Raw genomic sequence first — 19,543 nt, 5'->3', positions numbered from 1 at the left:
CCCGATAGGGACGGCGATATCGGCTCATCGACGATGTGGGAACAGTGCCGACGCCAGCATCAGGAAGGATTCCGCAGAGGTGGACTGCAGCTGCCAAGGGTGGCTCGTCTCGGTTTCGTATAGATCATGACCCGTCTGAGCCAACGTCGCGCCGAGGAATGCCCACCAGGCGCACGGATTCGACTCGAGACCGGGAACAAACAGGGACGGCTTCGGTTGGGAAACCACAAGGAGACAAGTCAATGAAAAAATTTGCCCTAGTGATCGCCACGGTTGTGCTTGCATCGCCGGCCTTTGCCCAATCTACCTCGACCACGGAAAAAACCGGCGTGAATTCGGTTCTCGGCGTTGCGCCATCGACGCCGGACTTCGTCACCGAAGCAGCCACCGGCGACATGTTCGAGATCGAGTCCAGCAAGCTGGCGCTTGAACGGTCCGACGATGCGACGAAGGCCTTTGCCAAGCAGATGGTCGCCGACCACGAGAAGACCACAGCCGATTTGAAAGGCTTCGTGACGAGCGGAAAGGTAAAGGCCACGCTTCCGACCGCCATGACCGACAAGCAGCAGTCGATCCTGAACGATTTGAAGGCATTGCAGGGCAACGACTTTATCAAGCAGTACCATTCCGATCAGGTCGATGCCCACAAGAATGCAGTCGATCTCTTCAAGCGCTACAGCGAGGGTGGCGAACAGGCCGACTTGAAGGCCTGGGCGGCGGCGACTCTTCCGCATCTGCAGCACCACCTGGACATGGCGAACGGGCTTAACAAATAAGCCTGCTTGGGCATGGCGATGGGAAAAATTCGGGTAGGGGCTTGGGTTGCCGATTGCCGCGAAGCCTGCCTGCACGGGCGGACCCCGCTTATCGGCCTGGCCAGTCCTCACGCAAGACATTGTAGAGAAGTAGCCCCGCCCCAAAGGACACAATCGCGCCTAAGATGTCATGGCCAGTCAGCCCTGAAAAATAAACTAACGCCAATGCCAGCACGGCCACGACTCCCGGTGTGCAGAACTTCTCCAACAACCGTAAGCGAGCTCTGATGTTCCTACAGCTTAAGGATCGGTGCTGGCCGCCTGATTCCTGCTGCCCGTTCCAGGCAAGCGACGGCGAGACTGAGAGAGTTGCAGAATAGGCCGGGCTGCTGGCCGCGTCTTGGACGCAGACGGTCAGCGACTCCTCCACGTCGCCAGCAGCCATTTCGTCGACCGCTTGGATCCGCGATCACCCGGCAATATTAGCCGGTTTGGCCGCTGACAAGAGAGGCCAACCGAGTGAGAAAGCTTACGAGGTCGTTTTCGGGATCCTCATCGTCGCCGGCCAAAACCGTGATTCCCCAGCGACCCAGAACTGCCTCTTCGACAGGGTCACGTCTCGCCATAAAAATGAACGACGGGGGCCGGTCCGCCTCGTAACCTGATCGATTCCACGTCTGCCAGAGCCGATGCAGCAGCAGTCTGATGTTCAGATCCGAGAGGCTGTAGCCGACGAACAGAACCGTGCTGCCCAATGCGTCTGAGCGAAACCGAACATCGAGTGGCGAGTCGAATGACAGTCTATCAAGATAATCCGTTTCTGTCAGAACGAGAGAGGAATCGTCATCGAAATCGCCATGGAACTTCACGATACAGGCAACGTCCCGGCGAGCCTTCGAAACGTCTCGAGCATTTGCTACTTTCACGTACTCTCGACCGTGTATCTCAAAAGCGACCTCCAGGTTTCGATCGTAGTTGGTAGTGTAGACCACAGGAAAATCCAGCGCGACGATCAGACGGTGCAATTCGGATTTTCGGATCTTATCTCGCGTTATCGTCCAGTGTCTGTCCATCCAACTGCGCAGCGGCCCGATGCTGCCATGTTTGATACGATAGTACTCGGCCAAGGTCTGGAAACGCCCTCGCTGGTTTACGAGGTCCCCTGCCAGGCCTAGTTCGCTCGCCATTCGCTGAATCAGCTTCTCCCACGAGGGGAGCCCCACGCTCATTGAAACGCCAGCCCCGACGAAAAGCACGGCATTGCGCTCTCGGATGGCGTTCGCGAGCGGAATGAGAGGATCGCTGTTCATCAGCCAAGGAACCCAAGCACACAAACGCCCCAGTTCCCGTGCTCTGGCCAGTGGGAACGGCTACCTACGAGAGGACTTCGGGAAAGCTCCGCCGATATGATCGTCACGGGCTGTCGCGCGCAAGAGATCGACACGCCATCCTTTCCCAGTGCGAAGATGATTCGAATCACGCCATGAAAAACTATCGAATGTGACCGCTTCGGCAGCTTGGTTATTCACGACTTCGCTAGCAGCCTGCCTCACGTCTCCTTTGCTCCGGTCATGAGAGTTCCCCAACCGGGAGGGCTCACCTTTGTTCCTGCGATAGGCCGCCGGTGAATGTCGTCGAACCCGTTTTGTGAGCCGGCCGCAGACGCCGCCCTGGCGGTATGGTGCGTGTATGTACTATTTAGACGCAGCTATGATTCTGACTAATCGCGGTGGCAAGCAAAGGGTACAATGGCGAACGATTGAGGACGTCCAAGGTTCTCGCCAGACATATGTCACTTGGTTCGATTTCAGCCGGACTATCTGTTGCGCCATCCAACCCTCTGCCGTTCTCCTGTGCCTGCCCTTTAAGCCACGGGCACAGCATTGCCACGCAGGAGAGTCCGTCAAAGGCGAGGACGGGGCGGTGAGTTAGGAAATCCGCGTACTCTCGTATAGGCGCCCAATCAACAGCCGCAGGTGGCGGCCGGCCAGCATGTGCTGCACCCGTTCTCAGCGTCCACTAGCCGCCTCTGACGTTGAAGGGCATGCTTCCAATATTTCGGTCTACATGCTCGGCTTCGCGCAACGCTTAGGCGGCACTGCCGCTGAGCGGCGGATAAAACGGACGAACGATGAGCCCAAGGGTTTTCCAAGCCCGGGTCCCAATCGGCCTATTCCGGCAACATCGAAATTTGCGATCGAGAAGGCGGCATTACTCCATCACTGGCTGCATCCAAAGCAGGACATAGCGCAATACCGATGCATTCCCAGAGCCCGTTGTCGTCGATGACGCGCCATTCGGCGTGAGGAAAATACGCTGCGCCATGGACGCGATCGAATTCCTGAAGGAATGGCCGTTCGAAAGGCGCGGTAGCCTGCATAGCCCTGCCAGCGAGCTTGCTGCCCAGCCTATGATGGCCGTGGGTCGACCGAAGCAGCGAGGAAGGCATTCGTGACCTAGGCTATCCAGACCGGCGTTTGCGTCGACCGGCCTTATCTAGAACTCTACGTGGTCGAGGCCGGAGGGCCCAGTCATAAGTGAGGGGGTGTAGTGGCCAGGAAGAGCCCGCACTGTAAGACAAACAGGTCAGCCAGTAAGGTGGTTGAGCGTCCCGGGCGGAACTCGACTCGTCCGGCACTTCACTTATCCTTGAAGGACTTGGCGACCTCGTCGATCTTGCGCCAGTCGCTGCCATGACGCCGCACTAGCTCTCTTGCCTGGTTCTCCGAAACATCATGGGTTTCAACGACGTGCTTAACCTCGGCGTCCTCACCCTTCAGCGGTCGACTGCGGGGCTTCCTGGCAGGCCTGTTGCCGCCACTCTCTCGCACTCTCGTCATAGGTGAAAATCCTCCGCCAGCAGGATTAACTATCGACCAACCAGAAGGTTTCATCAGTGATTGCGATCCATCGGAGCGGCAGAAGCTGGCGAGCGGCCGCGTCGCATCCTGTGCAATCACCGCGGTCGTGGGAAGTGTCGCTAAAGAACCTATCTTACTAGAAGAACGTCCGCTGATCGTCCGTGATCAACAAACGCCAAGCGCTTCTTTTTCGCTCTCCGCGCCACAATCTAAGCGACCGCCACCGTCCCACCGACGTTCCGACATACGAAACCGCCACTGGCAAAACCGATTGAAGCCGATGCGGCACGCTGCCGTGTTGTTGCGGCTACTCTGTAAATCCAGGAGCGAGACGGGAAAGTAGACCGCTGATCGAGAAACGCAGGCCGTCCTGCGCGAAGACAAGATCAGGGGCCTCTCCAAACAGGCTGGTCAACGCGGCGCGCACATACCGTGTGCCGTACCCTACGCGGGAAGGCTCGACGACCGGCGGCCCCCCCGATTCCGTCCAACTTAGCGTGAGCGTTCGTTCCGAGTTCGACGCGATCTTCCAGTCCAAATGAAGCGTACCTTCCGCCTGAGACAAACTGCCATATTTGATGGCATTCGTCGCAAGCTCGTGAAGGCACAGGGCGAGGGTTGTGCCGGCCTCGCGCGAAAGCAGTATGTCTGGACCTTCAATGGTGATGCCGCTTCGTCCTGCGGAGTTGTAGGGCGCGAGAATCGAGTTCGCAACGTCCAGTAGAGGCACTGTCTCGCCGCCCGCAGCAAAGACTGCGGAATGAACATTCGACAGGGCTTTCAATCGTCCCTTGAAGTCTTCTGCAAGGCCATCTGCCGAGGTTGCGCTGCGACGCGTCATATCAAAGATCGACACGACGGTCGCCAGGATGTTTTTGACCCGATGATTGAGCTCATGACGCAGCTCCGCCTCCCGTTCAAGGTGATCTCGCACGTCACGCTGGCGAGCTCTGGTGAGGAGTGCGGACTGGATGCCGCTTATCAGTTCCAGTGTCGCCACAGGACGTTGATAGAAAATCTGGCGTGAACGTGGCCAGGCAGCACTCAGGGCTGTCTGGATGCGCGATTGTGATGCGCGTCGGTCAAGCAGGACGACGATGGGAATTTCCGACCAGTTCGGCTGCTGTTGAAGGAATCTACCTACTGCGGCGACCGCCGCTGCATCGAGCGCTTCGTGGGTGACGACAAGCACTCCCGGAGATTCGGCAAGCAGGTCTTCCAGATCTGCGTGGTTAGCAGCTTTGGCCCGAACACCGCGCTCTTGCAGCAGGGAAGCCGTATAAGAGGCATCCTTGCGGTACGGCGCCAAAATGAGCACCCAATCGAGTGTTCCCAAGCCGTTATGCCCGGCGTCACTCACGACTCTGGCAGCGGATTATAGGCAACGACCGAAACGCCGGTGCTTGCAATGAACAGCTCCCGAACATCGAGGTCGTGCGGGCCGTGACGCTTCTTGACGACCGTTATGTTGCGTCTCAGCCGGCCTTCATGTTCGGCCATGCGAAGGAGAAGCACGGTGTCGCCGAGAAAGCTAACGTCGACATCGATCCCGACATTCTGCCCGAGCAATCCATGTTGTGCGACGATGAGCATGGTCAGCACGTCCGCACGCGCGAGATGCTTCAACAGGGACTGAATGTCGAGCACCGCTTTTTCGCGGTGGGGAAGCGAATTGAGATAGCCGGTGAAACTGTCAATGACCACAACGCGCGTGTTGTTTCGGCTCACCACTTGCTGCACGATCTGCCCGAATTCGCCCGGCGAGACCTCGTTCGGGCTGAAATCGTGGATCACAAGTTGACCGTCCTTGTAGAACTGCCGCAGGTCCATTCCCAAGCCCTCGGACCGGCGAAAGAACGTCTCCAGCCGCTCCTCGAATAGGAAAAGGGCAACGCTCTCGCCTCGCTGAAGAGCAGCGGTGGCGTAAAGCGACGACATCGTTGACTTGCCAGTCCCGGACTGGCCAATAACGAGCGTTATCGTTCCTGATTCCTGACCTCCGCCGAACATCTCGTCGAGGGCGTCGACCCCGGATTTGATCAGTTGCGGTTTGGCAACTTCGGCGACCAGGCCCGGGACGATTCTCGGAAACACGACCACGCCTTCGCCCTCCCGAATGGCCATGTCATGGTAGCCGTCGGCATAGGGCACGCCCCGCATTTTGCTGACTTCGATACGCCGCCGCACGGCGCCATAGTCCTCAAGAGACTTATCAAGGCGGATCACGCCATGGGCAATACCCTCGATCTCTTCTCCGTTGTGATCGCCGCCGCTGGTTTGAGTATCGAGAAGCATCGCGACAATGCCTCTCTTGGCAAGGAATGCCTTGAAGCCAATCAGTTCGCGCCGAAACCTCGGTGTGTCGCCGGTGATCAGCCGGATTTCAAGAAGGGAGTCGTAAACGAGCCGGTTTGGTTTGTGTTCTTCGATGGCCTGTTCGATCGCCTTGCGCGTCTCATCCAATCGAAGATCGGCGGTCTGGAAAATGCTCTGATCAGCCGTTCCGCTCAGGGTGTCGGAAGCCGAGAGTTCTTCGACACGAATTCCGTCGAGGGTCCAGCCATGTGAAGTCGCGATCGCTTGGAGCTCGGAAGCGGTTTGCGAAAGACTGACATAGATGCAGCGTTCTCCGGCAGCCACCCCGGCGCGAAGAAACTGCAAAGCCGTGGTTGTTTTGCCAGCCCCGGGGTCGCCTTGGACGATATAAAAGTTTGAAGCGGGCAGTCCGCCGCGAAGGATTTCATCCAGGCCCGCGATACCGGAACTTACAAGGGGCTGCTTCTTTCGTTCTGCCATGGATGTGTCGTATCCAAGAGATGGGGACCCCTGTCCAAGATGACGGACAGCGGAGAGGCTGTTGACAAAGGCTTCAAGTTGCTTCTGTAACCGCAACGCTTGGGCGAGACAAGCAATCCGCTCGAAATCCGCACGTGTGAGCCTGGGCAGGTGTGAGAGCACGAGTTACGAAGCCCGCGCGATTACAGCTCTTAAGCCTTTCTGGAACCAAAGGCCCGTAAGGTCATTTCATTTAGCTACTCCAACCTGTCGGACGGGGGAATGGTTCAAAGTACCATCGATACGGACGACGTGGATCGTTATCGAATCCTCGTCGAAGCGGTCACCGACTACGCGATCTACATGCTGGATCCGGGGGGCATCGTGACAAGCTGGAACGCAGGCGCCGAGCGGTTCAAAGGCTATTCCTCCAGCGAGATCATCGGACAACATTTTTCACGCTTTTATACGGATGATGATCGGGTTATTGGTCTGCCTGCGCGTGCTCTGGAAATATCAGCACGCGATGGCAAGTTTGAGAGCGAAGGTTGGCAGGTCCGCCGCGATGGGACGCGGTTCTGGGCTCATGTAGTCATTGATCCGATCCGCGGCCCTGAGGGCCATTTGACCGGTTTTGCCAAAGTTACCCGCGATCTTACCGAGCGGAAGAAGGCCGAGGAGGAGCTCCGCAAAAGCCAGGAGCAGTTTCAACGTCTCGTTCAAGGCGTGACGGACTATGCGATCTATATGCTTGACCCTGAAGGAGTAGTAGCGAGCTGGAATTCCGGCGCTGAGCGCATCAAGGGTTATTCGGCAGACGAAATAATCGGCCACCACTTTTCGCAGTTCTATACCCCGGAAGATCGCGGCCAAGGTAGCCCGCAAACGGCGCTGGAAACGGCCGCTCGCGAAGGGCGAGTCGAACGGGAGGGTTGGCGCGTACGCAAGGACGGCACTCGCTTCTGGTCGCACGTAGTGATTGACGCAATTCGCGACGAGGACGGCACGCTCCTGGGCTTTGCCAAGATCACGCGCGACATCACCGAGCGTAAGAAAGCTCAAGAATCGTTGGATCAGGCGCGCGAGGCGCTTGTTCACTCGCAGAAGATGGACGCGGTCGGCAAGCTGACGGGCGGCGTCGCGCATGACTTCAACAATCTGCTTATGGCCGTCCTGGGCAGTCTCGAGTTGCTTCGCAAACGGCTGCCTGACGATCCCCAGATGTTGCGCCTCCTCGATAATGCCGTGCTCGGCGCTCAACGGGGCGCGTCGTTGACCCAGCGCATGCTGGCTTTTGCCCGGCGCCAGCAACTCGATCCGAAACCTATCGATCTAGTCGGCCTGGTAATGGGAATGCAGGAGTTGTTGGAGCAATCGCTTGGTTCTCGGGCTCTCATAGAGACCAAGTTTCCGCTTTCGCTCGACCAAGTGATGGCAGATGAGAGCCAGATTGAATTGGCATTGCTTAATCTGTGCGTCAACGCAAGGGACGCGATGCCTCAGGGCGGGACGATTTTGATCTCCGCTTGGGAAGAACACGTCAGCCAAAGCCACGAAGCTGGCTTGGTGCCAGGCCACTATGTGTGCCTTTCAATAGCCGACAGCGGCGAGGGAATGGACGAAGAAACGCTAGCTCGTGCGACAGAGCCGTTTTTCACCACAAAAGGCATAGGCAAGGGAACAGGGCTTGGTCTGTCGATGGTCCATGGCATGATGGAACAGATAGGCGGACGCCTTGTCCTCAAGAGCCGCAAGGAAGCGGGGACGACTGCGGAACTATGGCTACCGGTGTCGACAATGGCATTGGGGCTCGAGCGCGAGCAGGTCGTCCTCGGTCACGAGCCTGTCGAGCCGACTTCCCTGCATATTCTGGCGGTGGATGACGATGCGCTGGTGCTCTTGAACACCGCTGCGATGCTCGAGGAACTCGGGCATTCCGTTGCAGAGGCGCATTCGGCGGCCGCAGCGCTTGACCTGATGCAGGAACAGCCATTCGACCTCGTCATTACCGACCATGCAATGCCGAAGATGACGGGCCTACAGCTGTTCGATGCGATTAAGGAGAAGTGGCCGAATGTTCCCGTCATAATCGCGACAGGCTACGCTGAACTGCCGGGCGCTCGAGAGATGAAGATTCTCAACAAGCCATTCACAGAATACGAGTTGGCAAGTGCGATAGCCTCTTCAACCAGCGCTGTTCAGGAACCGGCCGCCTCGCAACAGACTTGATCCCCGACGGCGCTGCATGACGTTGCAGCAGCGCTGCGAGAGCCGCCGAGCAGCACGGCGGCGGTGAGTACAAGCAGGGGCTTCAATGAGCTTCCTTCGGTCGTCCGCGAGTTGCGGCCACGTGCGTTGCCACTCAATCGGCTCAGCATGCTCCGAAATGACTGCTTTGGGGAGCCGCCTTCCTCGCACAGCAGGTCGCGCCCGGATGGCGGCAGCCATGCATGAGCGGGAACGCTGGCCAGTCGGGCCACAAGGTCGTGACGAGTGATGCCAGCTGGCTTCACAGGCCGAGCATTTGAGTGCTGCCGGCGGGTCGGGCAGCTTCAGCGAATAGTTCCGCGGCCGCTTGAACCTTATCGGCCGCTTTCTCGACCTTGTCGAAGCGCTTCAGCACGCGATCATGAAGCATCTGCAGCCGGGCGTCATGGTAAAGCAGGCTGCGCAGGTGTCCGTCAGAGTTCAGTGGCTCGAACAGCATTGTCATGGCGGCAAACCCCTAACGCGTCGAGACGATCTTCAGCATCCGCCGTTTGGCAGCTTTCGCTCGCGCTTGCCCGGCTCGTATCCGGCTACACAGCGCAAGGCTGATGGCAAGCCCGTGATTTTCGTTGAGCATGGTTTCTGCCTGCTCGAGCGAGGTTTCGGCTCGCTTGGCGCGTTGTCTGGCGACCGCCATTTCCAAGTTTAGAAGTTCAACCATTCCTCGGCATCCTCGATTGTCGTCCCTTCCATTAGCAAACCGTCATTTTCTGCTTTGGTTCCGACTGGGAGAAGGAATGCATGGACCTTTGCGCCCGACCCACGGCTCGAAGTCTACGTCGCCGCGGCAGAAGCGGCGCTAGCGGACCTGCGTGGGTTATCTCGATCGGCGGAATCAGGAGAGACCTTCCGTGCGGCGAGGTGTGGGTTGGTCGTCATTACATCGATCTGGAGGAAATTACACGATCATCCCGTCGACCTTCTGCCCAGGATGGCGCGCTCCAATCGAGCGCGGCAAGAGACCCCGAGTGCAAGGGGCCAGCCATAAAACATAAGGTGCAGCGTCGTCACGTGGAAAGGATACGGCTCTCGGCGTTCAGGTTCAGGCATAGTGCAATATCGCAGCACGGCACCAGTTCGGCCGAAGTGCTTGAATCGCCGCTGGCAAACAACGTCACCTCTGATCCTGTCGAACCAGCTCTTCGGTCAGATAGGAAACTATACGCTGGGGGGTCTCACCATAAAACCTGGCGGTACCGACTCAATCAGAGGTGGGATCTGGGCTACCTTCATCTGCGGGACACCTGAAAGCGAAAATCAGCCCTCAAGCCAACCGGCGACGTCACAATCCTCCTTCACCTTCATGTCGTCACCGCCAACCTTCTGATCGCTAATTTGTTCCGGGAACAATCGCTCCGTGGCGATGCCGCCGGCACGAGGATGGAGATACACCTGTGTCGTAACACCCCAGCAAAACAGGATTGCCAGCCGCAGCCGCTCAAGAGGATGAGACAGCCACGAAAAGCGATTGTCCCTGGCGCTCGATGCGGAACAGGATCGGCTTGTTCTGCCGACGGGATTTCGCCCACTCGTCTCGGACGTCAGAAGGCTGGGTAACTGTCAGGTTATTTGCCGAGACGATCACATCGCCGGGCTTGAGACCGCTCTCAGCGGCAAGACTGTTGGGCGCGACCTCCTGGACAAACACGCCGGTGGTACCCGGCTGGAGACCGAGTTGCTGGCGCGCTTCGTCCGGGATGGGGCTGAGTGCCAGTCCGAGGCGCTGGTCCCCCGGCCCTTGGCTCGGAACGGCACCGGTCTGTACCTCCTCGTCCTTGCGTTGACCGACGGTGAGGGACAAATCCTGTTGCGTGCCGCCTCGGCTCGTGGTCAGCGTCGCTGTTGATCCCGGCTTTTGGTTCGCTGCCGCCAACGTCAGGTCATGGACCCCCTGAATGTCCTTGCCGTTGTACCGGGTGATGACGTCACCGGGCTGGATCCCCGCCTTCTGGGCCGGGCTGCCGGCCTCGACCGAGGCAACCAGCGCTCCCTTGGTGCCGGCTATTCCGAGCGCCTCGGCGATCGAGGGCGTGACCTCCTGAAGCCGCACTCCGATATAACCACGCTCGATCCGGCCAGTGCTGATCAGTTGATCGACGATACTGCGAGCAGTGCGGGAGGGCACGGCGAAGCCGATCCCTATGCTGCCGCCCGACGGCGAGACGATGGCGGTGTTGACCCCGATCACCTCGCCACGCGCATTAAACAGGGGGCCACCGGAGTTGCCTCTGTTGATCGAAGCGTCTGTCTGCAGGAAATCGTCGTAAGGACCGGCCTGAATGTCGCGCGAGCGGGCGGAAAGAACACCGACGGTAACGGTTCCCCCGAGCCCGAAAGGACTGCCGATCGCGATGGTCCAGGCACCCGGCTGCATTGCGTCAGAGTCACCCCAGCCAGTGGTCGTCATGCTGGGCCGGGGATCCACTTTCAAGACCGCGATGTCGGTTGCTTGGTCCCGGCCAATAAGCCGAGCCGGTGCCGTCGCCTTGTCGGAGAACACGACGTGAATCTCGGTGGCGCCAGCGACGACATGGTTGTTGGTGACGATATAGCCGTCGGGCCTGATGACGAAACCGGAGCCCAGCGCTTCTCGCACCTGCGGCTGCACCGGTCCGTGGCTGCCGAAGGGATCGAGAAAGTCGTTTACGCCCGTTTGGTCCTGAATGATCTGTCTGGTCGTGATGGCGACCACCGCCGGCAGCTTTTGGCGGACGATAGCGCTGAAGTCGTTTGGGATTTCCTGTGCTGAAACCGGAGCAAAGCCGCCGGCCGAGAGCGTCAAAACTCCTGCGAGGAGGCCAATGCACAGCCGCTTCCTGGAAATGTAAGACATGATTGGCTCTCCTGCCCGACTGCCCTGGCGCTGCTGCGCGCCTTTGTTCAGACGCCAGAACTGACATTCACGCGGATTGTTTCACCGGTTCGAAAAAATGTTGATGCTGGGCTGAACCGTGAGGATGCGGCCTTGTTGGCGCCATTGAAATTTGGTCGAAACTCTCCAAAATTTCAGGTGGCACAGCGGCTTGGGTTCTAGCGATCTATCCAGACAACCTGGAATTGGCGCTGTCGTTATTTGAGGCCATGCGCGATCAGACTGACGAGGAAGCTACGGCGGCCGCCCGCCAGCCCTGATGGTGAGCGAGGCCAATGAATTTCGCCCAGACGTGTGCAGCGGTTCTGGGACGGCGACATGCGTCAAACAAGGACGACCTAAAGGGCGTCGCCTGAAACCGGTTCAGCGCGACGCGCTTTAGGCGCCCAGGCAGCTACATGCGAGCTATTTCGTCTTGCAGTTCTCATCAGCTTGGGCCGCGGCTGTCTTGCCGCCTTGCTGTTGTGCTTCAACGTCCTGCTGTGAGGTCGCCAGATTCTTGTTGCCAGCTCCTGCCTGGGAAGCCAGAGGCATGGTGCTTCCGTCCTTCTGAGCTGCCTTCTTGTCGACCTGCGGAGCCGGAGGCTGAAGCGGCGCGCGAGTGCCATCCTTCGATATTCCGGCAGTTCGGGTCTGGTCAGTGCCAGCCGAATTGCTGGGACAGGCTGCAAGTGCCGGCCCGGCGAGCACCGAGCACGTGGCCACCAAAATCAACACTAGTCTTTTCATGAGTACTCATCCTTCTTTTGGAAGTGCCATGACGGATAACCCTGCAGCGGTTCCCATTGTTCCGAACGGGAACCGACCACGGATTTGCTGAAGAGTGTCCGCGCCAGCACCGGACATTTCTGTCGCGCCGGATCTCTGATAGTGACAGCCGGGCTGGGCACAACGATGGGCGGCACAAGCGGGATTGGCGCTGCGGTCGAAACGGCATCAACGCAGGTCTTGGGACAGGTACCCGTCTCAGCCAATCCAACTAACCCCTTTAACCCGAGCAATCTGCGAGGGTCAGCACGGTCGCAGATAGGTCTGGTGCACAGCTGGTTCGGATAAAAAGCCGCGGCGTGGACGTGCTCAGCAGCCAAGACGCTTGAGACCGCGACCTGCGACAGCTCCGTCTGCTGATCGGCTCGTTAGTACATCACGCAGGAACGAAAGCGCGAACTGCCCGCGAGGCGGTATGACACTCTGCTAGCCTCCGGCCAGCCAGAAAGCGTGTCATCACCAACGACAGCCTTTTGCTGATTTTGGCAGATCGCAACCACACTGGCTCCCTCGCGTAGCCCTGCGGAATGGGACCAAAGGCAGAATCATCGAGCCAACTGATGTGGACTCAGCGCCCCAGCGGTAGTTTGGAAGCAGACACCAGCTCTTCCTCGTCTGTAATCCCCGCCTGATAGTTTGCTATGACGCGAGACGCGAGCGCTTCATGTCGCTCAGGCGATTGGCCGTCGATTTTCAACTTCTCGAAGACGCGCCCCAACAAGGCGACCTCGGAAGCATCAAAGACACCAGCTTCCTTGGCTTTTTGATAAATCGGCATGCGACCTAACTTCAATGCAACGGTGAAAAAACCAATCACACTCGGAGATGTTATGCAAACCAAAAGCCCGACCACTGCAAACATGAAAGCCAGCCGAGATACGCCCGAGTTCCCACCAAGGATTGCGCTCCAAGCGGATCTCCTTGACCGGGTGAATGGAGGGGCCAGGGAACATACAAGGTCGGGCGTTGTTCTCTCTGATCAGGAGAAATCCTAATGGCAGACGACAAGAGCAAGCGTGGTTCTCGAGATCGCGACCGTGTGTCAGCCGATGAGGATCATGAGGTTCGCTATTTCGCGAAGCAGCATCGTATCACGCCAGAGCAGGTTCGCGAGCTAATCAGAGAACACGGCAACGATCGGAAGACACTCGAACGCGAGGCAAGAAAGCGGGCGGATACCGGCTGATGGCTTCGAACGCCCTACGCCGCTTTTCGACGAACAGCTTTGAACGGGTGCGCGAGCGTGAAAACGTCCGGGCGGATGCCTGCCTCGACCTGCTTCCAGGTGACTGGACGGGCAATAGGAAAGCCGCGACGCGCTCGGGGGGAAAAAGCCCCGACGGCGGTGTTGCCTCGCCCGTTGCGCAGGTAGTCAAGGAAGACACGGCCCTTTCGGGCCGCCGGGTCAGCCGATAGCAGGTATCGATCAGGATCGACATCAACGAGGCATTGCGCAAGCGATCTGGCCAGTTGACGTGCTCTGTCATGGGTGAGCTTGGAGGCGAGCGGCGCCATCAGGTGGATGCCTTTGCCGCCAGTGACCTTCGGCCAACTCTCCAACCCAGCCGCTTCCAAAATCCCGCGTAGCGACAAGGCGGCCTCGACCACCTCGCCCCATGCAATGCCGTCGCCCGGGTCTAGGTCGAGTATGAGGCGGTCGGCGTGTTCGATATCGTCAATAGTTGCGTTCCATGGATGAAGCTCGACGGCATCCATATCGAGCAAGCCAAGCAGACCATCGAGATCATCTATCCATACCCGAACACCTTCGCCGCCCTCCCGCTTCTGAACCCGTAGCTGGTGCACAGAAGCCGGTATCGGAGGCAATGGTCCCTTGTGATAGAAGGTGGCGCCGAAGGCATGGCGGACCAGCTTTAGAGGCCGTCGACCTAGATGGATGAGAGCCTGATCGGCGACCCGCCGCCAGTAGCTCGCCAGCTCTTCCTTGGAAGGCGCGACAGCGTCGGGCAAAAGCTGCAAGATGTTCTCGCGAGGGACGCCGTGTTGGGCTTCCGACTGCCGCTTTGAGGGCGACGGAGGTTTGGCCGGTATCGCTTGAAGATCCTCGCGCAATCCCTTGAACACCGCCTCACGCAAGATGCCGCGGTCCGTCACACCACTAAACTGCACCTCGGCCACGATCTCTGGCTTAACCCATGTCGCCTTGGGCTTCTTGATCGGGTCCGACAGCGGTGACTTGGCGATGATCAGCGGGTCAAGCCGCTCCCTGACGCGTCGCGCCGCGTCCAGCGTGTAGCCGCTTTGCGCCTTCCCGGCATAGAGCAGCCGGTCGTCTTCCCGCCTGCCGATGTACAGCGAGGCGATACGGCGGGGTTGTGCGCCGAGCTTTTCGACGAAGGCGACAATGGGAAACGTGTCGCTCTTGATGCATTTGACCTTGAGCCAGCTGGTCTGGACGCCGGAGCGGTAAGGCGAATCCGCCCGCTTGGAGACGATGCCCTCCAGGCCCATCCGGCAGGCATGGTCGATCACATCTTTGCCTCTTACCTCCAGATGCTCGGCATAGGTCAGCGTGGGTGCGGTGTCCTTCAGCAGGTTCTGTAGGGCGGTTTTCCGCTTAATTAGCGGCTGCTGTCGAAGATCGCGGCCGTTGAGGTGCAGAAGGTCGAACGCGAAGAACATGAGCTTGTGCGAGTTCGGATTCCCTAGCTCCCGCTCAAGGGCTTGATAGTCCGGCAGACCACTCTTGCCGAGGACGACGGTTTCGCCATCGAGAATGGCTGATTTCACCGGCAAGTTCGCCGCCGCCTGAACAATCCGTTTATACCGGTGTGACCAGTCGTAGCCCCGCCGTGTGAATGCTCGCGCCTTTCCACCCTCAACCACCAGCTGGGTCCTGTAGCCGTCGTATTTGATTTCGTGCAGCCAATCGGCGTCCACGGGAGCCTTGTCGACTAATGTGGGCGATTGGAACTCGATGAAGGCGAGTTGGCCGTCCATTTTACGCATGCACTCAAGACTCCCTAAACCGGGACTCAAACCATGCAGAGGGAAACGGTTCCGAGAACTTTAGGAAAATCGAATATGATAGACCACGGGGCTTCATAGCCTCCTTACGCTAGGGGAAAACGCAGAGGAGCAGCGAGTGGAGGCGACACCTTACAAGGGCGGACCACTGCGGGTGCATGGGGGCGCCCGGTTTGTCTTGGTGGCGGAGTAGCATTCGGCTCTTGCTTTTAGCGAGCCGGCGCTACGCGGCGTCGGCTGTTGGGCTACTTGGGGTATTCGGCCGACGCAGCGGAAGAATGTGCGATTTGCTTCCCCCTTAGCAACTCCGACCGGAGTCCGATCTGGCTGCGCATCAGTCCCAAGGCCGAAACGAACGAACACGCCGCGATTGCATTGAATCCCCACTGGCAATCATGTGTCCTTTCATCGCCAGTTTTTTGCAGACAGACACCCACCGCTATCTGCGATGCGGCGGGGGTTGCTTTGTGCGCGGAGTACCTGATGCAGATCGGCGAAATCATCGCAAACCTTTCGCCGCCCTTCTGGTGATATGCGTGATCGCAGTCGTGTTCTTCGCCGGCGCAAAACCGCTATGGCCGGTTCGCAAGGCAGGATGGTGATACCGCTGCCACCGGACCGACGCATCCCCGTTTGCCCGAAAGGGTCGACAGCAGAATAGTGCAACCGAGGCGGCAAGCGGACTGATAGCTGCAGATGCTTTATCAAGCTTCGGTCCGCAGACATTTGTCTCTCCCGAGGATGTGCGTTCGGTTCTGACGAGCTGTTCTAGCTTCCCGGGGCTTCGTCGCCCAAGCGCTCGGAGATTCGAACGCTTGAAGGTTCTTCGCTTTGGCTTAGGCTTCATCGGCATGAGGGATGATCGAGTGGGATGCTGCCCTCGCGATCCCTCTTTTTTGAGGCTTTCGAATGTTCCAGCGCGCGATCCGAGGCAACCGGCTGCACCTCAATAGACTCCCAGAAGCTTCCCTCGGGCCATCTGTCTGGCATCCTATCCCCGTCGCGCCAGACCGCAGGGTTTTTCCCAGGCGACGACGAAGGAACCACGTGCCATTTTCAGCGTTATGGACAATGGTGCTCGGTGATCACATCAGCATGGCGCAACGTCATGTCCAGAGTGGCGAACTGCAGGTCGCACTGCAGCGTGGCCGGTTAGCCCGATTGAGAGCCCGACATCTGCCCACGGCGGATGCGTTGAAGTTCCTGCGTTTGTTGGAAGAGATCCACGTGTTGCAGCGCCAGCGTCTGTCGCAACTGTTGTTGCAATCGCCTAATTCACAAGCGGCCGCAGAGACGCAAGTCGCACAGCGCTTGAATGACTTGATTTTGGTTCCTGATCCTATCTTCCGGCTTGCGTTGGAACTCCAGGAAGGCCTTGACGACATCGAGCGGTCGTCCAATGGCAAACCTGTTAAGCCCACGCTTCACTAGCTCCTACTCGTCCCGCCAAATCCCTCGCCGCTCGCACTGGATTTCCACCAGCCGTCGGAAGCGGATCGTGTGGGCCTGTTCACCAGTCGTGTCGGCCGGCAGCGGGCGAGACAAATCGCGAGGGGCCGGGAACAAGTTCAAGCGCATCCTATTTCGCAGTAATCAGGACTGCGTGAAAAATGGCCCAAGGTCGGCGTGACAACGAAGCTCTCGCCAGGTTTGCTGCGACGCTAGTTTCCAATAAGGCGCTGAGGCGGCAGTAGCCTGGCCGCTTTTCCGAGCGCCTGAGGGCGCCGCGGGATGGCTGTCCCAAAGACAATAAAACCTTTGAAAGCCCTGCTTAGGCCAATGGTAAGAGAGGCTGGCACTAAGACTTCGGTCCAAGCCTCGCGGGACCGCGGGCCCATCCCCGGAACTTAAAGCAACTTGCTCCCGTTGACCCAAGGCGAACGTGTCGCCGTCAAGATAAAACGCGGTCTCCGCCGAAGGTGGCCAGGCGTCTTCTACTCACAGGAGAGACGACATGAACAACATCATCTGGCTCGTAGGAGCAATCGTCATCATCCTCGCCATACTTGGCTTCCTCGGCATTCGGTGACGCAGAAACGAGTGATGACCATCGGCCCCGCCTTGGCCACGGCGGGGTCGTGACGCGCGACCCGCGCTAGATTTAGCGCCGGCCACTTCGTTGCCGGTCTGACGCGAAATCCTGGACCTTTAGGTCTATGTGGCTCGAACTCGGGCTGGTTAAACAAACATAAACAAATGTGGATGAGAGGCGCCATCGCGGGTGCGAGCGTGATGATTACCGTGGAACCTCCTGTTTCCCCATTATCACATGCGCTCGTTAGTAATTGCTCATTTAATGCGGGACAGCCTTCCAGGCACTGCCGTCTATCTCGCGCCGATTTTCTCCCATGCCCCGATAGCGTGGCTTTCGCGAGCGAGCGGACAGGGAACAGCGTGCGATGACCGAAGTCGGTTCGCAGATCGAGCGGGAACAAAGCAACACGCTGGCAAAGGGTCCTTTCCAACGATTCCTTCGCATAATTGGGCCGGGCTTCATCACCGGCGCTTCCGACGACGACCCGTCCGGCATCGGAACTTACAGCCAGGCGGGCGCCCAACTCGGTTTGAATGTCGGCTGGATCATGCTGTTCACCTTCCCGCTGATGGCGGCGATTCAGGAGATTGCCGCTCGCATCGGTCGCACCACGGGCAAGGGCATCTCCGGCAATCTCAGCCGCCACTATCCGGCCCCGCTGCTTTATCTTGTCGTGATGTTTCTGTTCGTCGCCAACGTGATCAACATCGGCGCCGATCTCAGCGCAATGGCGGATGCGTTGAAACTGCTCATTGGCGGGCCAAGCCCGGTCTACGTCATCGCGTTCGCAATCACCTGTATCGGCGCGATCGTCTTCCTCAACTACACCTGTTACGTGAAAGTGCTCAAATGGACCACTTTGAGCCTGTTCGCCTACGTCATTGCCATGTTCGCGGCAAATGTGCCCTGGGCCGATGCGGCGAAAGGATTGTTCATTCCCCACATCGAATGGAGCGGCGCCTTCTTCACCACGCTGCTCGCAATCCTTGGCACGACCATTTCGCCCTATCTGTTCTTCTGGCAGGCCTCTCAGGAGGTTGAAGAGGAGGAGCTCAAGCCAACAGCCAGGCCGCTGCGCTGGGCTCCTTGGCAAGCTGCAGGGGCTTTCCAGCGCATACGCGCCGACACACTGGCTGGAATGGCCTTTTCGAACCTGATCGCTCTGGCGATCATCCTCACCACGGCCGCGACGCTTCACAAGGCTGGCGTGACGGAGATCGCTTCGTCCACCGACGCGGCAAAGGCACTGGAACCCCTGGCCGGAAAGTTCGCCTTCCTCATCTTCTCGGCGGGGATCATCGGCACCGGACTCCTGGCAGTGCCGGTACTGGCAGGTTCGGCGGCTTTCGCCGTCGGCGAAGCGATGCGCTGGCCGGTCGGGCTGCAGCGACAGCCGAAGCGGGCAGCGGCATTTTACTCGACACTTGCCGCTGCGGCCGCCCTGGGGACCGGCATCACACTTCCCCCGATCGACCCGATCGAGGCGCTTTACTGGAGCGCCGTGATCAACGGCATCTGCGCGGTCCCAATCATGATCGTCATGATGCTAATGGCTTCGCGCAAGGATATCATGGGGGAATTTCCGGTCCAAGGCTGGCTGCGCAGCCTCGGCTGGCTATCGACGTTGGTAATGGCGGCCTCGTCGCTCGGCCTCGCTGCACAGTGGTTTTGGTAAAGGACCGCCTTAGCGCGGAGGTCAGTACCCTTTTCATTGCCATAATTGAGTGTTTCCGGCTGCCCGTCGCAAAAATCCTTTCGGAAACAAGTAGTGGCTCTCTCTGTTGGTGCCCCTTCTTCGAGGCCGCCTTTGTCATCCTTACCGAGGAAGGCGCCGAGATCATGGAAGAGTACAAGGCTCGCCCTCGCTCGATGCCGGACTGCTGGCGGCCGCCCAGGCGGCAAAGCATTATGAGATTTCGCCCTAGGGGACGCATCGCGGCCAGACCGAGGAACATGCCGCGCGCCTGGAAGAAGTGTTCGATGTGATCGACAAGAACCCGGTAGGCAAGACCTGCCAGGCGATCATGGGCGGGCCGGGTGGGACAAGAGCTCGACTGCCGTTTCGTTGGCCAGGGCGTGAAGCCGGAGAAATCAGCCCTGTTCTCTTTGCCACCAGGTCCGGCTGACGCGGCCCGCTGAGCACAAGCCGGTGCTGGCGTGATGGTTCCCTTACGGCGCGCTGCCCGCGCGCCGGCTGCACGGTGTCTGATTTCCTGGCCGT

General features: G+C 58.9%; 15 protein-coding genes and 3 pseudogenes. 7 read left to right on the top strand and 11 right to left on the bottom strand.

Features of this window, described 5'->3' with window-relative positions; all coding sequences use genetic code 11:
- Window positions 1–242 precede the first annotated feature (242 nt).
- On the top strand, window positions 243–776 hold the full coding sequence (locus AC0L2L_RS28950) for a DUF4142 domain-containing protein (protein ID WP_473583346.1): 534 nt from the start codon (window positions 243–245) through the stop codon (window positions 774–776).
- Between the two features lie 461 nt (window positions 777–1,237).
- On the opposite strand, the gene AC0L2L_RS28945 is transcribed toward AC0L2L_RS28950, so the two are convergent.
- The 4 genes from AC0L2L_RS28945 to AC0L2L_RS28930 form a co-directional block, all read right to left on the bottom strand.
- Window positions 1,238–2,065 (bottom strand): SIR2 family NAD-dependent protein deacylase, encoded by an 828-nt coding sequence (locus AC0L2L_RS28945; protein ID WP_473583292.1) that lies wholly within the window; start codon window positions 2,063–2,065, stop codon window positions 1,238–1,240.
- Between the two features lie 1,329 nt (window positions 2,066–3,394).
- Window positions 3,395–3,595, bottom strand: coding sequence for a hypothetical protein (locus tag AC0L2L_RS28940; protein ID WP_473583291.1), 201 nt, complete (start codon window positions 3,593–3,595; stop codon window positions 3,395–3,397).
- Window positions 3,596–3,923: 328 nt separating this feature from the next.
- A complete protein-coding gene (locus AC0L2L_RS28935; RefSeq protein ID WP_245273727.1) occupies window positions 3,924–4,952 on the bottom strand; it encodes a sensor histidine kinase in 1,029 nt (342 codons plus the stop codon).
- A gap of 20 nt (window positions 4,953–4,972) precedes the next feature.
- Window positions 4,973–6,412: a DUF7125 family protein gene (locus AC0L2L_RS28930; RefSeq protein WP_027170078.1), complete on the bottom strand. Its 1,440-nt coding sequence runs from the start codon at window positions 6,410–6,412 to the stop codon at window positions 4,973–4,975.
- Window positions 6,413–6,673: 261 nt separating this feature from the next.
- Between AC0L2L_RS28930 and AC0L2L_RS28925 the strand changes: the two genes are divergently transcribed.
- Window positions 6,674–8,620 (top strand): hybrid sensor histidine kinase/response regulator, encoded by a 1,947-nt coding sequence (locus AC0L2L_RS28925; RefSeq protein WP_473583290.1) that lies wholly within the window; start codon window positions 6,674–6,676, stop codon window positions 8,618–8,620.
- Between the two features lie 280 nt (window positions 8,621–8,900).
- Here the strand turns inward: AC0L2L_RS28925 and AC0L2L_RS28920 are convergent, their stop codons facing one another.
- The 6 genes and pseudogenes from AC0L2L_RS28920 to AC0L2L_RS28895 form a co-directional block, all read right to left on the bottom strand.
- Complete coding sequence (locus tag AC0L2L_RS28920; RefSeq protein WP_036260054.1) at window positions 8,901–9,104, bottom strand: hypothetical protein; 204 nt, start codon at window positions 9,102–9,104, stop codon at window positions 8,901–8,903.
- Window positions 9,105–9,116: 12 nt separating this feature from the next.
- Window positions 9,117–9,320 (bottom strand): hypothetical protein, encoded by a 204-nt coding sequence (locus AC0L2L_RS28915; RefSeq protein ID WP_027170079.1) that lies wholly within the window; start codon window positions 9,318–9,320, stop codon window positions 9,117–9,119.
- Between the two features lie 379 nt (window positions 9,321–9,699).
- Window positions 9,700–9,892 (bottom strand): annotated as a pseudogene (locus AC0L2L_RS28910) (glycosyltransferase family 4 protein); the annotation flags it as partial.
- A 205-nt stretch (window positions 9,893–10,097) separates the two neighbouring features.
- Window positions 10,098–11,492 carry a Do family serine endopeptidase gene (locus tag AC0L2L_RS28905; protein WP_473583289.1) on the bottom strand — a complete coding sequence of 465 codons (1,395 nt, stop codon included), beginning with the start codon at window positions 11,490–11,492 and terminating at the stop codon, window positions 10,098–10,100.
- 444 nt (window positions 11,493–11,936) lie between these two features.
- A complete protein-coding gene (locus AC0L2L_RS28900) occupies window positions 11,937–12,260 on the bottom strand; it encodes a hypothetical protein (protein ID WP_473583288.1) in 324 nt (107 codons plus the stop codon).
- Between the two features lie 607 nt (window positions 12,261–12,867).
- Window positions 12,868–13,161 (bottom strand): hypothetical protein, encoded by a 294-nt coding sequence (locus AC0L2L_RS28895; RefSeq protein ID WP_473583287.1) that lies wholly within the window; start codon window positions 13,159–13,161, stop codon window positions 12,868–12,870.
- Between the two features lie 132 nt (window positions 13,162–13,293).
- Between AC0L2L_RS28895 and AC0L2L_RS28890 the strand changes: the two genes are divergently transcribed.
- Window positions 13,294–13,485: a DUF3606 domain-containing protein gene (locus AC0L2L_RS28890; protein WP_027170157.1), complete on the top strand. Its 192-nt coding sequence runs from the start codon at window positions 13,294–13,296 to the stop codon at window positions 13,483–13,485.
- 14 nt (window positions 13,486–13,499) lie between these two features.
- Here the strand turns inward: AC0L2L_RS28890 and ligD are convergent, their stop codons facing one another.
- The gene (gene ligD, locus AC0L2L_RS28885; protein WP_473583286.1) at window positions 13,500–15,269 is read right to left on the bottom strand and encodes a DNA ligase D; all 1,770 of its coding nucleotides are present in this window, start codon (window positions 15,267–15,269) and stop codon (window positions 13,500–13,502) included.
- 1,089 nt (window positions 15,270–16,358) lie between these two features.
- Here ligD and AC0L2L_RS28880 point away from each other — a divergent pair.
- The 4 genes and pseudogenes from AC0L2L_RS28880 to AC0L2L_RS28865 form a co-directional block, all read left to right on the top strand.
- Window positions 16,359–16,718 (top strand): hypothetical protein, encoded by a 360-nt coding sequence (locus AC0L2L_RS28880; RefSeq protein WP_473583285.1) that lies wholly within the window; start codon window positions 16,359–16,361, stop codon window positions 16,716–16,718.
- Window positions 16,719–17,686: 968 nt separating this feature from the next.
- Window positions 17,687–18,997, top strand: a complete 1,311-nt coding sequence (locus AC0L2L_RS28875; protein WP_473583284.1) for an NRAMP family divalent metal transporter — start codon at window positions 17,687–17,689, stop codon at window positions 18,995–18,997.
- 134 nt (window positions 18,998–19,131) lie between these two features.
- Window positions 19,132–19,241 (top strand): annotated as a pseudogene (locus AC0L2L_RS28870) (DUF892 family protein); the annotation flags it as partial.
- A gap of 21 nt (window positions 19,242–19,262) precedes the next feature.
- A pseudogene (locus AC0L2L_RS28865) lies at window positions 19,263–19,448 on the top strand (hypothetical protein); the annotation flags it as partial.
- Window positions 19,449–19,543 lie beyond the last annotated feature (95 nt).

It is taken from the genome of Mesorhizobium sp. WSM4832 (assembly GCF_055811115.1).
Note: the sequence above shows the minus strand (reverse complement) of the source record. Positions and strands in the feature narration are given on the sequence as shown.